Raw genomic sequence first — 14,346 nt, forward strand, 5'->3', positions numbered from 1 at the left:
GCCAATCCCGAATCCCCCTCAACGAATCCCTGCCCTGATGCCCCGTGCCGACTTCTACCTGATCGCCAAGCCGCGCTTCCTCAACGAACCGCTGCGGCTGGTCTGCGAGCTGGCGCGCAAGGCCAACGACGCCAACCTGTCCACGCTGATCCTGGCGCGCGATGCGCAACAGGCCGAAGCGCTGGACGACCTGCTGTGGGCGTTCGACGACGAGGCCTATGTACCGCACCAGATCGCCGGCACCGACGACGAAGACGAACTGGCGCCGGTGCTGATCGCCGCCCCGGAGTTCGCCGCGCCGTCGCGCCCGCTGGTGATCAACCTGCGCGACGACCCCTACCTGGGCGCCTGCGACCGTGTCCTGGAAGTGGTGCCGGCCGACCCCGCCGCCCGCGAACCGCTGCGCGAACGCTGGAAACAGTACAAGGCCCTGGGCCTGGAACTCACCAAGTACGACATGTGAGGGCGGCGGGGATTGGGGAGACGGGATTGGGGATTCGTAACAGCAGATGTTTGCGTCTCCCTGGGCTGCATCCAACGACCAACCCAATCCAGCCGATCTTCGTTCCGCAGCACCAACACCGACATTGATGAGTGGATTGCCAGTGATTCTCGCCGGCCCCATGACGCAACAAATCCCGAATCCCGAATCCCGAATCCCGAATAACGAATCCCAGCCCTTCTATGACCACCCTCGCCTCCAGCTACGACCCCGCCTCCTTCGAATCGCGCCTGTATGCGCAATGGGAGGCGGCCGGCTATTTCGCGCCGTCCGGCAAGGGTGAGCCGTACACCGTGCTGCTGCCGCCGCCCAATGTCACCGGCACGCTGCACATGGGGCATGCGTTCCAGCAGACCTTGATGGACGCGCTGGTGCGCTACCACCGCATGCGCGGCTTCGACACGCTGTGGCAGGTGGGCACCGACCATGCCGGCATCGCCACCGAGATGGTGGTTTCGCGCAATCTGGCCCTGGAAGGCAAGGGCGAGACGCGCGACACGCTCGGCCGCGACGGCTTCATCGCCAAGGTGTGGGAGTGGAAGGCGCAGTCCGGCGACACCATCGAGCGCCAGATGCGCCGGCTGGGCACCTCCAGCGACTGGTCGCGCAGCAGCTTCACCATGGACCCGCAGCCGTCGGCGGCGGTCAACGAAGCCTTCGTGCGCTGGTACGAGCAGGGCCTGATCTATCGCGGCCAGCGCCTGGTCAACTGGGACCCGGTGCTGAAGACCGCCATCTCCGACCTGGAAGTGGAAAACGTCGAGGAAGACGGCTTTTTGTGGTCGATCCGTTACACCCTGGCCGATGGCGTGAGCTACGAACACGTCGAGCACGATGCCGACGGCAACGAGACCCTGCGCGAAACCCGCGATTACCTGGTGGTGGCCACCACGCGCCCGGAGACCCTGCTCGGCGACACCGCGGTGATGGTGCACCCGGACGATGCGCGCTACGCCACGTTGCACAGCGCACGCATCGTGCTGCCGCTGACCGGCCGCCAGGTACCGGTGATCACCGACGACTACGTGGACCGCGCGTTCGGCACCGGCGTGGTCAAGGTCACGCCTGCGCATGATTTCAACGACTACCAGGTGGGCGTGCGGCACTCGCTGCCGATGATCAACCTGTTCACCGTCACCGCGACCCTCAACGAGCAAGCGCCGGAGCGCTATCGCGGGCTGGATCGCTACGACGCACGCAAGCTGGTGCTGTCCGAACTGGAAGACCTTGGCTTGTTGGCGGAAACCAAGCCGCACAAGCTGCAGGTGCCGCGCGGCGACCGCACCGGCCAGGTGATCGAGCCGTATCTCACCGACCAGTGGTTCGTGAAGATGGATGCGCTGGCCAAGCGAGGCCTGGAGCTGGTGGAAAGCGGCCAGATCCAGTTCGTGCCGCCGAACTGGATCAACACCTATCGCCACTGGATGGAAAACATCCAGGACTGGTGCATCAGCCGCCAGCTGTGGTGGGGCCATCGCATCCCGGCGTGGTTCGATGAGGCCGGCAAATGCTACGTCGGCCATGACGAAGCCGAGGTGCGCGCCAAGCACGGTTTAGGTGCGGAAATCGCGTTGCACCAGGACAGCGATGTGCTGGAAACCTGGTTCTCCTCGCAGCTGTGGCCGTTCTCCACCCTGGGCTGGCCGGATGCGAGCGCGATGGCCGAGCGCGGTTTCGAGCGCTACCTGCCGTCGTCGGTGCTGGTCACCGGCTTCGACATCATCTTCTTCTGGGTGGCGCGCATGATCATGGCCACCGACAGCTTCACCGGCCAGGTACCGTTCCGCGATGTCTACATCACCGGCCTGATCCGCGATGCGCAGGGCCAGAAGATGTCCAAGTCCAAGGGCAACGTGCTCGATCCGCTGGATATCATCGACGGCATCAGCATCGAGGACCTGGTGGCCAAGCGCACCGGCGGGCTGATGCAGCCGCGCATGGCCGAGAAGATCGAAAAGGCCACGCGCAAGGAATTTCCGGACGGCATCATCGCCCACGGTGCCGATGCGCTGCGCTTCACCATCGCCGCGCTGGCAACCCATGGCCGCGACATCAAGTTCGACCTGGGACGTGCAGAGGGCTACAAGAACTTCTGCAACAAGCTGTGGAATGCCACGCGCTTCGTGCTCATGAACAGTGAAGGCCAGGACCCGGGATTCGCGGCCCGGGGCCCGGGCCAACTGCAGCCGGTCACCGATGCCGAGAAGTGGATTCTTGCGCGCCTGGACAAGGTCACTGCAGAAACCCACGCGCATTACGCCAACTACCGTTTCGATCTGCTCGCGCAATCGCTGTACGAGTTCGCCTGGAATGCCTTCTGCGACTGGTTCGTCGAACTGGCCAAGCCCGCCCTGAACGGCCAGGACAGCGAAGCTGCCGCCAGCACCCGCCACACCCTGCTCTACGTGCTCGAAGCCCTGCTGCGCCTGCTGCACCCGCTGATCCCGTTCGTTACCGAAGAGTTGTGGCAGCAGGTCGCTCCGCGCCTGGGCATCACCGACGCCACCATTTCCCTGCAGGCCTTCCCGCAGGCCAGCGACCTCGATACCAGCGGCTATGCCGGTGCGGAGGCCGATGTCGAATGGCTGAAGTCGATGGTGTCGGCGCTGCGGCGCGTGCGCAGCGAATTGAACGTACCGCCCTCCAAGCAGGTGCGCCTGCTGCTGCAGGCCGGTAATGCCGACGACCGTGCGCGCGTGGCGCGCTTCGCATCGCAGCTGTCTTTCCTGCTCAAGCTCGAGACGATCAACTGGCTGGCAACCGGCCAGGATACGCCGCCCTCGGCCACCGCCATCGTCGGCGAACTCACCCTGCTGGTGCCCCTGGACGGTCTGGTTGACATGGATGCCGAACGCACCCGCCTGGACAAGGAGATCAAGCGCGTGGAAAGCGAGATCGGCAAGTGCAACGGCAAGCTGGGCAACGCCACCTTCGTGCAGAACGCGCCGGCCGCAGTGGTCGAGCAGGAGCGTGCACGCCTGAACGACTGGACGGTGCAATTGACCGGCCTGCGGGAACAGCGCGCCAAGATCTGACGCAGCGGATCGTCTCGGTGCGCTGCAATTGCACGATCACGCATCCGTGCAAGCGGCGCCGATGCGACGGCAACACCGGGCCGGGCACTGGGCGGATCGCTCACAGCGATGAAGGCATGCACTGCTTGGTGGTGCACCGACCATCCTGACCGGCCCTTGGCCCTGCAGCCAAGTCGCAGACCAGACGCCTGGCGCATCATCCATCCGCAGCAATCGCTTGCAGACACCGATATCTACGCGATGCCCCCGCCGGGCACCACACCCAAGCAAAACCCGACAGCGCTGGCCGCGCGTTGTTTCGACGCAAGCACCGCATCGGGCATCATGTGCGCATGAAGATCTATCTCGTTGGCGGCGCCGTCCGCGATGCCTTGCTCGGCCAGCCGGCCGGCGACCGCGATTGGGTGGTGGTCGGTGCCGATCAGGCGCAGATGCAAGCGCAGGGATTCAAACCGGTGGGCAAGGACTTCCCGGTGTTCCTGCATCCGCGTAGCGGCGAGGAATATGCGCTGGCGCGTACCGAGCGCAAATCGGGCCGGGGCTATCGCGGCTTCGTGGTGGATGCCGATCCCTCGGTGACGCTGGAAGAAGACCTGTTGCGGCGCGACTTCACCATCAATGCGATCGCCCGCGACGAAGACAGCGGCGAGCTGGTGGACCCGTATGGCGGTGCGCGCGATCTGCAGGCGCGCATCCTGCGTCATGTGGGGCCGGCGTTTATCGAAGATCCGGTGCGCGTCCTGCGTGCGGCGCGCTTCATGGCGCGGTTCGCCCCGCTCGGCTTTACCCTGGCGCCGGAAACCGCAGCGCTGATGCGCGAGATGGCGGCCAATGGCGAGCTGGACAGCCTGGTCCCCGAACGCGTCTGGCAGGAACTGCGCCGCGCCCTGACCTGCGCGCGACCGTCCGCCTTCCTGCGCACGCTGCACGACACCGATGCACTGCGCATCATCCTGCCGGAAATCGATGCGCTGTACGGCGTGCCGCAACGCGCCGACTTCCACCCGGAAGTGGATACCGGCATCCACCAGGAGATGGTCAGCGACATGGCCGCACGTCTGGCGCCAAGCGATGCGCTGATCGGCTTTGCTGCGCTCACCCACGACCTGGGCAAGGCGCTGACGCCACCGGAGCAGTGGCCTCGCCACCTGATGCATGAGCAGCGCGGTGTCGACCCGCTGCTGGCGCTGTGCGAACGGCTCAAGGTGCCGCAGGACTATCGCCAGTTGGCCGTCACCGCCTGCCGCGAGCATCTCAACGTGCACCGCCTGCCCGAACTGCGCAACAGCACCGTGCACGACTTGCTGGTGCGTTGCGATGGCTTTCGCCGGCCAGAGCGCATCGCACAACTGGCGCTGGTGTGCGAGGCCGACAAGCGCGGCCGCCTTGGCAGCGAAGAATCTGCCTACCCGCAAGGCGACCTGCTCAAGCGTCTGCATGCAGCAGCACTGGCGATCAATGCGCGCGACCTGGCCGCAACCGGCCTGCAAGGACCCCAGATCGGGCAGGCCCTGGCAAAGGCACGCATCGCCGCGATCGCCGCCGTGCGCAACCACCCCAGCTGAGAGCTACCGACCGGCTGCGGCACGCAGTCCCTGGATCGATGAGCGCACACGTGACACGCGCAACGCCTGGCACCCAGGCCACATCGACACCGAGTCCCCGGCCCTATCGACCGAAACGGCTGCACCACGCAGCCGCCCGGCACCCGTCACAGCTTGAAGTTCAGGCTCAACATGAAGGACCTGCCGTTCTTGTAGAGGTAGTACGGCTGGTTCTTGTTGCCGATGTAGCTGAAGTAGGTTTCGTCCAGCAGGTTGGTGGCTTCCAGCGCCACGCGCAGCCGCTCGGTGGCCTGGTAGCCGAACGAGGCATCGACCTGGGTGAAGGCATCGGTCATCTGCTGGCCGTTGAGTCGGCCGATCTGGGTGAAGTATTCCGAGCGCCAGCCCAGGTTCACCCGCGCGCTCCACTTGCCCTGCTCGTAGTACGGGCTGATGTTGTAGGCGTTGCGCGAGTTGTACGGCAGGCTGTAATCACCGTCGGTATTGGAATCGGAATAGGTGTAGTTGGCGACCACGCCGAAGCCATTGCCGAAATTGTGCTGCAGATTGAGCGCCACGCCCTGCACCTTGGCGTCGCCGGCGTTGGTGGGCACCGAGGTCTGGTAGGTGCTCGGTCCACCGGTGGCGTTGTTGAAGAACACCCGGTCTTGTACGGTGGTGAGGATGTAGTTGGAGATATCGCGCGAGAAGAACTCGGCGCTGAGCAAGCTGCTGTCGGCGAAATACCATTCCATCGACGCACCCAGGTTGGTGGATTCGTACGGGCTCAGGCCGGGGTTGCCGGTCGACGCGGTCAAGGTGGTGTCGTCGGTAGCCACGTACGGGGTCATGTTGGTGTAGCGCGGCCGCGCGATGACCTTGGAGGCGGCAAAACGCAGCATCAGGTCATCGCGCAGGTCATAGGCGATGTTGAAGGCCGGCAACCATTTGCCGTAGCTGCTGAGAAAGTTGACCGGCGTGTAGCTGCCGCCCGGCGCGTAGCTGAAGCCGTCGGTGGAATCGCGGGTATGCACGTAGCGCACGCCGAGGTTGCCGCGATAGCGCTCGCCGGAGAAGTTGCCCTGCAGGAACCAGGCGCGGTTCTGCTCCTCGATGCTGTAATTGCCTGCGTAGCTGATCGGCAGGCCGGCATCGCCTTCCAGGCCGCCGATGTAGCGGCTGATCGCACCGCGACCGATGGTGGACCAGCGCTGCATGTCGGCGCTGGTGGACAGGCCATCCAGGTAACCGGATGGCGTGGTGCCTGGCGAAAAATCCGCCAGCGTACTGCCATCGTTCGGTGCCCAGGTGCGGCTATAGGATGACTGTCCGGTGGCGTGGTTGGTGAGCTTGATGCCGGTGAGGATCTGCGTGAACGGGCCCCATTCCACCGCATGGTCGAAATCCAGCTGCAGGTAACGCTCCTTGTCGTACTGCGGGCTGTGGCTGGCCGAGGCGTTGTTGAGCTGCATCGCCGCCGTATTGGTCGGCTCGGTGCTGTAGTCCATCGCGGTGCGGCGCCCGTCGATGGTGTAGCTGTAGCCGGCCAGGTTGCGGAACTGGATGCCGTAGATGCGCTCGGCACCGCCTTGTGAGCTGGTGTAACCGACCTGGCTGGAGGCATTCCAGCCGTCGCCATGCCAGTCGGCGCGCAGATGGATGCTGCCGGTGCTGACATCGCTGTTGCGCAGGTAGCCATCCAGGAACGTGGTGGACTGATCGCCGAAGGTGCCGGAGGTGGCCACGCCGTTTTCGAAGCCCAGCGCCTGTGCGTCGCCGGGGTTGGATCCCCAGTAGCCGTAGCGGCTCTGGTTGTAGTTGTCGAAATTCTCGGTGACGTATAGGCCGGTCAGGTTGAGCTCGAAATCGGCATCGGGCTTCCACTGCAGCGCAGCGCTGATGCCATCGCGTTTACGCGTCTGCTGGAACAGCGCGGTGTTGATCGAGGTCGGAAACACGCCGGTGTTGTTGCCGACCACCGCAGGTGGAAACGCGGCGCCGGCGACATCGTCGTAACCGAAGATCTCCACGCCCTCGCGGCGCAGCACGCGCTGGGAGTGCATCACCGAGGTCAGTATGCCGAAGGTTTCGTCCTGGTTTTTCCAGCTGTAGAGCGCGGAGGCGTTCGGCTTGCCCTCGTCGGAGCGATCGTTGTACCCGTAGCTCACTGTCCCGGTGAGCGTATTGCGATCGAGCTCCAGCGGCTTGCGCGTGTGCACGATCACGGTGCCGCCGATGGAGCCTTCGTCGATCCGCGCCTCGGGGGTCTTGTAGACCTCCATCAGGCCCACCACTTCCGGTGCCAGCGTGCTGTAGTTGAACGAACGGCTGTCCGGATCGTTGGGGTCGCCACCCCAACTGGTGGAGGCGATGGTCTGGCCGTTGAGCAGCACGCGATTGAGCGCCGGATCGGTACCGAGGATGCTGACTTTTTCGCCTTCGCCGAACTGGCGATCCACGGTGATGCCGGACAGGCGCGACAAGGATTCGGCCACGTTGGTGTCGGGGAACTTGCCGATATCCTCGGCGCTGATCGCATCCACGATCGCATCGGCATTGCGCTTGACGTTGAGCGCCTTGCCCAGGCTGGCCTGGTAACCCACCACCTTGATTTCGTCCAGCGTGGAGACCGAAGGAGTGGTTTGTGTAGCTGCCTGTTGCTGCGCAGGTACAGGCTGTTCCTGCGCAAGCGCCGGAAGCGCCGCGACACAGGCGACGGTGGCGCCACCGACAAGCAAGCGCCTGACGGCAGCACTCAATGCAGAGCGGTGTAGCGCAGCGATGGACGCATGCACTTGCACACAGCGGGATGAAGCGAGCATACGGGGAGACAGCATTGCGTGACCTCATGACTTGTGTCGGATGGCAACCGTCTGGTTGCGCAACGACGCGCGACGCGCGTGTCATGCCCGCAATCCGTCCCCTGTGCCGGATACGAGCAACCACCCGCATCCCAAGACGTCATGCGGGTAACGCCAGGCTGCGAAAAGCGCGGCCGGCAATGTTTTTCTCGAACGTGGAGCAACGGCTCCTCGCTGACAACGTTATCAGCGAAGGTGCCTTCCATAAGCGGCACTGTCAACCCATCTGCACGAACGCAGAATTTTATGCTTCAAACAGCGTATTTTGCGCAGATATCTGGATGACCGCGCGACCGTCGTCTCACTGTTCTCGGCGCGTGTGCAGACCGATGCGCCTTGCGGCCTCGCTGCGACACCGCTGCGACACCGCTGCGCGCAGAATGCTGGCGCGGACTGTTTGCGCGTGCGAAATGTGGGGTGCGTGCGGCGTCGGCAATGCATAACGACGCTAAGAGCGGCTAACAAAACCTAGCGAGCAGTCGTCAGGCGGGTGTGGATGGCGCGCAGGAACCGGAGTGTACGAGTAGTACATGAGGATTCCGAGCACCGGCCGCGCCCGCCTGGCGGCTGCGCAGTAGTTTTGTTAGCCGCTCTAAAGAGACGCCGCACTGCGCGAGGTAGGTGAAGGTTCGCAATAAGGCGACACGCGATGAACGCCGCGCGTAGTCGCGCGGCGCAAACGCAACGCTTACTCCCGCTGCCCGCCAACCCAGGTGCCGAGCACCTGCACGTCGACGTCCACCAGCACCAGATCGGCCTGGTAGCCAGGTGCGATGCGGCCCAGGCGCTCACCCAGGCCGATACATTGCGCCGGATACGTGGACGCCATGCGTGCGGCTTCGGCCAGATCCACGCCCAACCAGCGCACGCTGTTGCGCACGGCGGTGGCCATGTCTAGCGCCGAGCCGGCAAGCGCGCCGTCGGCATTGCGCACCACCCCATCCACCGCAGTGATGGTTTCGCCGTACAGATCGAAGCTGGGGCTGTCGCTGCCGACCATCGGCATGGCGTCGGTCACCAGCAGCAACTTGCCACGCGGTTTGGCCGCCAACGCCACGCGCAGGCTGGCCGGATGCACATGCACGCCATCGACGATGACACCGCACCACACGTTGGGATCTTCCAGCGCAGCGCCCACGGCGTTGGGCTCGCGCCCGGCCAGTTGCGACATCGCGTTGTACACGTGCGTGAAGCCACTGACGCCAGCAGCGATGCCATCGCGCGCCTGCTCGTAGGTGGCTGCAGTGTGGCCGGCGAACACGATTGCACCGCCAGCCACGAACGCGCGGATGTCCTCCAGCGGCACGCGCTCGGGGGCAAGCGTGATCAGGGTGACGCCGTTGTCCAGCGAGGTGTCTACCGCGATCTCGCGCGCGTCCGGCAGGCGGAACTTGCGCGCATCGTGAGTGCCCTTGCGTGCGGGGCTCAGGTAGGGCCCTTCCAGATGGACGCCAAGCACGCCGGGCACGCCTTGTGCGATGGCGGCGCGCGTCGCCTCGATCGCTTCGGCCATCACCTGCGCGGTATCGCTGATCAGCGTCGGCAGCATGCCGGTGGTACCGAAGCGGCGATGCGCCGCCGCAATGGTGGCCAGCGCCTGCGGGTCGCGTGCGTTGTTGAACAACACCCCTCCGCCGCCGTTGACCTGGATGTCGATGAAGCCGGGCAACAAGGTGGCGCCGCCCAGATCCACGCGCGTGTGCGCCTGCGCCACGCGTGCATCATCGGCCGGCACGATCGCCTGGATCTGCGCACCGTCCAGCAGCACGGCCAGGCCATCCTGCAGACCGTCGTCGGTCAACACACGCGCATTGCACAGCGCTTGAATCGGGGAAGCATCCATGGTCAAACGGTTTCCGTAACCTTGTTCAAGTGCGGCGGCAGGTCGGGATTATGGCCGCGCTGCAGCGCAAGCGCATTGATCGCGCGATAGAAGCTCTGCACGGTCAGCAGCGGCGCACACGCCGGGTGCGCGGCATCGGCCAGTGGCAGATCGCCATCGGGCGCGGCCAGCCACACCTGCGCGCCACGTGCACGGAATTCTTCGGCCAGCGCGCGCGTGCCTGCGCCGGTTTCGTCGGGCTGGGCGAACACCAGCACCGGGAAACCCGGGCCAACCAATGCCATCGGCCCGTGTTTGACCTCTGCCGAGCTATAGGCTTCGGCATGCAGGCCGCAGGTTTCCTTGAACTTCAGCGCCGCTTCCTGCGCCGCGCCCAGGCCGAGGCCACGCCCGAGCACGAACAGGTTGTGCGCAGGCGCCAGACCGGTGGTCAGTGCGGACCAGTCAGTCTGCCAGGCGCTACGCAGTTGTTGCGGCAACGCATCCACTGCGGCGAGCAGTGCGGGGTCGTTCTTCCACACCGCGCCCAGCTGCAGCACTGCCGCCAGCGAGGCAAGATAGCTCTTGGTGGCGGCCACGCTTTTTTCCGGGCCCGCGCCTAGCGGAATCATCACATCGGCCAATTGCGCCAGAGGCGAATCCTCCACGTTGACCAAGGCCACCACGCGCGCGCCGGCGGCCTTGGCCGCTTCGGCATTGCGCAGCAGGTCCGGGCTCTTGCCCGATTGCGAGATCACGATGTACAGCGCGCCACGCAGCTGCAGCGGTGCGGCATAGACCGATCCCACCGAGGGAGACGCCGAAGCGGTGACGATGCCCAGCTGCGTCTCGAACAGGTACTTGGCATACGTTGCCGCGTGATCGGAACTGCCGCGCGCGCAGGTCACCACGAACGGCGGCGGGTTCTCGCGCAGCGACTGCGCCAGCGCAGCGATGGTATCGGCATTGCGCGCGAACTGTGCGGCGACCACGTCGGCGGTCTGTGCCGCCTCGCGGAACATCAGGGTCTCGGTTTCGAGGGGGAGGCTCATCTGGACTCAGGCGGATTCGGGGGAAAGAGGTTTGCTGGCCGGCGTCTGCGCCGGAGCGGTGGAACCGCGCACCACCAGTTGCGGCACGAAGCCGCGGTTCTGCAGTTGCGCGGGCTGGTCGTCGTAGGCATCGCTGCGCAGCTGGCTGATCAACAGGCGTGCGGCATGCCGCGCGATGTCGTCGGTGGCCTGCTTGGCGGTGGTCAGTGCCGGCCACGACTGCCGCGAGAACGGGCTGTCCTCGAAGCCGGCGATCGACAACTGATACGGCACGTTCATGCCGGTGGACTTGGCTGCGGCCAGCACGCCGGCAGCGATTTCGTCGTTGCTGCCGAAGATGGCGGTGGGTGGCTCGCGCAGCGACAGCAACCGACGTGCACCACGGAAGCCATCGTCGAAGGTGTAGTCGCCGGGAATCACCAGGTGCTTGTCCAGGCTGATGCCGTAATCCTTCAACGCGGCCTCGTAACCGGCGTAGCGTTCGCCGCTGGAGCGATGCTGCGGCCCGCCCCACAGGAAACCGATGCGCTGATGGCCGAGCTGGATCAGATGCTCGGTGATTTCATACGCCGCATCGCGGTCGTCGATATACACACAGGGGCCATCGCCCGGATCATCGGTGGCGGCGATGATGCGCACGCTCTTGATGCCGCGCGCGGCCAGACCAGCCAGTAGCTCGGGGCGCTCGGACATCGGTGCGGTCAGCACCACGCCGGCCAGGCGCGAACGCTGCACCCATTCGGCCAGTTCCTCGGCCAGCAGCGGCGAGGTGGAATCGCAGGGATGGATCTGCAGGCCGAAGCCGGTTTCGCGGCAGGCGGCCAGCACGCCGTTCTGGATGCCGATGATGTGATACGGATTGGGGTTGTCGTAGACCAGGCCGATCACGAACGGCGTGCCGCTGCGCAGGTTGCGCGCGGACGGATCGGGTTCGTAGTCGAGATCGGCGATGGCGCGCAGCACGCGCGCGCGCGTGGCCTGCATGACCGAGGGCTCGTTGTTGATCACCCGCGACACGGTCTTCAATGAGACCTTGGCGCGCTCGGCGACGTCTTTGATGGTGGGCCTGCGCATGGGTGTGCCTTGGTCGTCGGAACGCATCATGCCGGCGCGCTCACTTGGCCTGGGCCGGCAGGCCCACGCGGTGACCGCGCAGCGAATAGAACAGGATGTACAGATAGCACGGCACCATCAGCGCAGCGAACACGACCTGGAAGTCGTAATGCTGTTTGAGGATGGCGAACAGCTGCGGAATGATCGCGCCGCCAGCAATGCCCATCACCAGCAATGCCGAGCCGATCTCGGTGAACCGGCCCAGTCCGCGAATGGCCAGCGGAAAGATCGCCGGCCACATCATCGCGTTGGCAAAGCCGAGCGCGGCGACGAAGCCCACCGACACGTAGCCATGGGTGAACAATGCGCCCAGCGAGAACAGCACGCCGAGCACCGCCGACACGCTCAGGTAGCGCGCCTGCGAAATGACGTTGGGGATCAGCACCAGGCCGGCGATGTAACCCAGCAGCATCGCGCCCAGGGTGTAGGAGGTGAATAGCTTGGTGCTATCCAGCGGCAGGTTGAAGCCATGCCCGTAGGTGCCGATCGCATCGCCGGCCATTACTTCCACGCCCACGTAGACGAACAGGCACAGCACGCCCAGCCACAGGTGCGGAAACTGGAAGATGCTGTGCTTTTGCCTGCCGGTCTTGGCGCCGGGCGTGGCATTGGCCTCGGCGGCCCGGAGTTCGGGCAGTGGCGAGAACAGCACGCCGATGGCCAGCAGCAGCAGCACGCCGGACATCACCAGATACGGTGCGTGGATCTTGGCGGCGAATGCAGTGAGCAAGGTTTGCTTGGTCGCGGCATCGGCGCTGGCGACCTGCGCGGACAGGTCGCCGATGCCGTGCAGCACCAGCGAGCCGATCAGGATCGGTGCCAGGATGCCGGCGACCTTGTTGCAGATGCCCATCAAGGCGATGCGCCGCGCCGCGCTTTCGATCGGCCCGAGAATGCTGATGTAGGGGTTGATCGCGGTCTGCAGCAAGGCCAGCCCGCTGCCGATCACGAACAGGCCGCCCAGCGCGCCCGGATACCAGCGCTGGGTGGCGAACTGGCCGAAACCGGCCGCGCCCACCGCCATCACCACCAGGCTCAGCGCCAGGCCCTTCTTCATGCCGGTGCGCCTGAGGATCCACGACGACGGCAGCGCCAGGAAGAAGTACGACAGGTAGAACACCATCAGCACCAGGAAGGCGTTGACCTCGTTGAGATCGAACGCCAGCCGCACGAAGGTGATCAGCGGCCCGTTGATCCAGGTGAAAAAGCCGATGATGAAGAACAGCACGCCGACGATGGCGATCGAGACAACGGGATTTGCGGGCCTGGCGGTAGTCATGGATCGGCTGGCTCTGAGGTTGTCGTGGGGATGCCGTTGGCGTCAGCGGCGCAGTTCGGCGACGAAGTCGTAGAAGTCGTTGTGGCAATAGGTGTCGGTCAGTTCGATCGCGCTGCCGTCGCGGGCGTAGCCCACGCGCACCACGTGCAGGATCGCCTCGCCGGTCTTCATGCGCAGGTGCTCGGCCAGCCGCGCCGGCAGGTTGATGGCGCGAAAGTACTGCAGTGCGCGCACCACCGGGGTGCCTTGCGCATCCAGATAGCTGTAGAGCGAATCGCCTACCTGCTGCGGGTCGGCCACGATGCGCTGCGGCAGCACGGCATGTTCGTAGGCCATCACGCGGTCGTCGGCGCTGCGCAGGCGCGTCAGCGAGGCCACCGCCGCGTCCGGCGACAGGCCCAGCCGCAAAATCTCCTCGCCGTGGGCCGGGCGCAGGCGCCGCTCCAGCCAGCGCGTGCCCGGCTCGTAGCCCTTGATGCGCAGCGTCTCGCTGAAGCTGGTGAGGCCGCTGAGCTGGTGCTGGATCTGGGTGGTGACGAAGGTGCCGGCGCCCTGCCGGCGCGACACCAGGCCTTGTTCGACCAGCACGTCCACTGCCTGGCGCAAGGTCACCCGCGAGATCTGCAGGCGCTCGCACAGCTGGCGCTCGGCCGGCAAGGCCTCGCCGGCCTTCCACTGACCACCGCGGATGGCGTCGGTGAGCTTGCCGGCCAGTTGCAGGTAGAGCGGCGTCGGCGCGGATGCGTTCAGGTGCAACTCGTCCAGTCGCTTGTCGGCGTCCGTCTTGGGCTTGGCCATTGGTTGTTCCTGCCCGCCTGAATTCGATAGGTCCAATATAGTACCAATCGACGGCAGCGCACCAGCCCCCGGCGCGCCAGGCACTGATGAAGCACGGATTCGGCTAGGAATTCAATCTCGGGCCGGCTGACGCACTGGTATGAAATTTCGGGACGATCGCGCAGTGGTCTGCCTGATGCCGCGGTGGCAGGGCCGGACGAGACGTCCTGCCAGGACCGCGGCAATGGCGTGCCGAATCGGGATTCAGACCGATTGCATTGCGGGTCAGCCGCAGCGTGCCCGATCGGCACTGCCGGACAGCGCGCTATGCCATGGACGTGTCGCTGTCCCCCACTGCACC

Annotated in this window: 9 protein-coding genes and 1 other RNA gene; 3 read left to right on the top strand and 7 right to left on the bottom strand. The window is 65.3% G+C overall.

The annotated features are described in order from the left end of the window. The first annotated feature begins 37 nt into the window (after positions 1-37). The 3 genes from XcodCFBP4690_RS01705 (at position 38) to XcodCFBP4690_RS01715 (ending at position 5,102) form a co-directional block, all read left to right on the top strand. A complete protein-coding gene (locus XcodCFBP4690_RS01705; protein WP_104539346.1) occupies positions 38-463 on the top strand; it encodes a DNA polymerase III subunit chi in 426 nt (141 codons plus the stop codon). A gap of 221 nt (positions 464-684) precedes the next feature. Next, positions 685-3,537 carry a valine--tRNA ligase gene (locus XcodCFBP4690_RS01710; RefSeq protein WP_104539347.1) on the top strand — a complete coding sequence of 951 codons (2,853 nt, stop codon included), beginning with the start codon at positions 685-687 and terminating at the stop codon, positions 3,535-3,537. A 332-nt stretch (positions 3,538-3,869) separates the two neighbouring features. Beyond that, the gene (locus XcodCFBP4690_RS01715) at positions 3,870-5,102 is read left to right on the top strand and encodes a multifunctional CCA addition/repair protein (protein ID WP_104539348.1); all 1,233 of its coding nucleotides are present in this window, start codon (positions 3,870-3,872) and stop codon (positions 5,100-5,102) included. Positions 5,103-5,248: 146 nt separating this feature from the next. Here the strand turns inward: XcodCFBP4690_RS01715 and XcodCFBP4690_RS01720 are convergent, their stop codons facing one another. The 7 genes from XcodCFBP4690_RS01720 to XcodCFBP4690_RS01750 form a co-directional block, all read right to left on the bottom strand. Next, a complete protein-coding gene (locus XcodCFBP4690_RS01720) occupies positions 5,249-7,918 on the bottom strand; it encodes a TonB-dependent receptor (protein WP_167394427.1) in 2,670 nt (889 codons plus the stop codon). A 480-nt stretch (positions 7,919-8,398) separates the two neighbouring features. Then, a non-coding RNA gene (locus XcodCFBP4690_RS01725) (sX9 sRNA) lies at positions 8,399-8,474 on the bottom strand. Between the two features lie 156 nt (positions 8,475-8,630). Continuing rightward, positions 8,631-9,785, bottom strand: a complete 1,155-nt coding sequence (nagA, locus tag XcodCFBP4690_RS01730) for an N-acetylglucosamine-6-phosphate deacetylase (protein ID WP_104539350.1) — start codon at positions 9,783-9,785, stop codon at positions 8,631-8,633. A 2-nt stretch (positions 9,786-9,787) separates the two neighbouring features. Next, positions 9,788-10,816 carry an SIS domain-containing protein gene (locus XcodCFBP4690_RS01735; RefSeq protein WP_104539351.1) on the bottom strand — a complete coding sequence of 343 codons (1,029 nt, stop codon included), beginning with the start codon at positions 10,814-10,816 and terminating at the stop codon, positions 9,788-9,790. Positions 10,817-10,822: 6 nt separating this feature from the next. Continuing rightward, positions 10,823-11,890 (bottom strand): LacI family DNA-binding transcriptional regulator, encoded by a 1,068-nt coding sequence (locus XcodCFBP4690_RS01740; protein WP_104539352.1) that lies wholly within the window; start codon positions 11,888-11,890, stop codon positions 10,823-10,825. A 40-nt stretch (positions 11,891-11,930) separates the two neighbouring features. After that, on the bottom strand, positions 11,931-13,208 hold the full coding sequence (locus tag XcodCFBP4690_RS01745; RefSeq protein WP_104539353.1) for a sugar MFS transporter: 1,278 nt from the start codon (positions 13,206-13,208) through the stop codon (positions 11,931-11,933). A 42-nt stretch (positions 13,209-13,250) separates the two neighbouring features. Then, positions 13,251-13,973, bottom strand: a complete 723-nt coding sequence (locus tag XcodCFBP4690_RS01750) for a GntR family transcriptional regulator (RefSeq protein ID WP_208622672.1) — start codon at positions 13,971-13,973, stop codon at positions 13,251-13,253. Positions 13,974-14,346: the final 373 nt, after the last annotated feature.

Source organism: Xanthomonas codiaei (genome assembly GCF_002939785.1).
In the GTDB taxonomy this organism is placed as follows: Bacteria; Pseudomonadota; Gammaproteobacteria; order Xanthomonadales; family Xanthomonadaceae; genus Xanthomonas; species Xanthomonas codiaei.

What these genes read in the sequence shown, in the direction of transcription:
- XcodCFBP4690_RS01705 (WP_104539346.1), top strand. Translation starts at nt 38, where the DNA reads ATGCCCCGTGCCGACTTCTACCTGATCGCCAAGCCGCGCTTCCTCAAC.
- XcodCFBP4690_RS01710 (WP_104539347.1), top strand. Translation starts at nt 685, where the DNA reads ATGACCACCCTCGCCTCCAGCTACGACCCCGCCTCCTTCGAATCGCGC.
- XcodCFBP4690_RS01715 (WP_104539348.1), top strand. Translation starts at nt 3,870, where the DNA reads ATGAAGATCTATCTCGTTGGCGGCGCCGTCCGCGATGCCTTGCTCGGC.
- XcodCFBP4690_RS01720 (WP_167394427.1), bottom strand. Translation starts at nt 7,918, where the DNA reads ATGCTGTCTCCCCGTATGCTCGCTTCATCCCGCTGTGTGCAAGTGCAT.
- nagA (WP_104539350.1), bottom strand. Translation starts at nt 9,785, where the DNA reads ATGGATGCTTCCCCGATTCAAGCGCTGTGCAATGCGCGTGTGTTGACC.
- XcodCFBP4690_RS01735 (WP_104539351.1), bottom strand. Translation starts at nt 10,816, where the DNA reads ATGAGCCTCCCCCTCGAAACCGAGACCCTGATGTTCCGCGAGGCGGCA.
- XcodCFBP4690_RS01740 (WP_104539352.1), bottom strand. Translation starts at nt 11,890, where the DNA reads ATGCGCAGGCCCACCATCAAAGACGTCGCCGAGCGCGCCAAGGTCTCA.
- XcodCFBP4690_RS01745 (WP_104539353.1), bottom strand. Translation starts at nt 13,208, where the DNA reads ATGACTACCGCCAGGCCCGCAAATCCCGTTGTCTCGATCGCCATCGTC.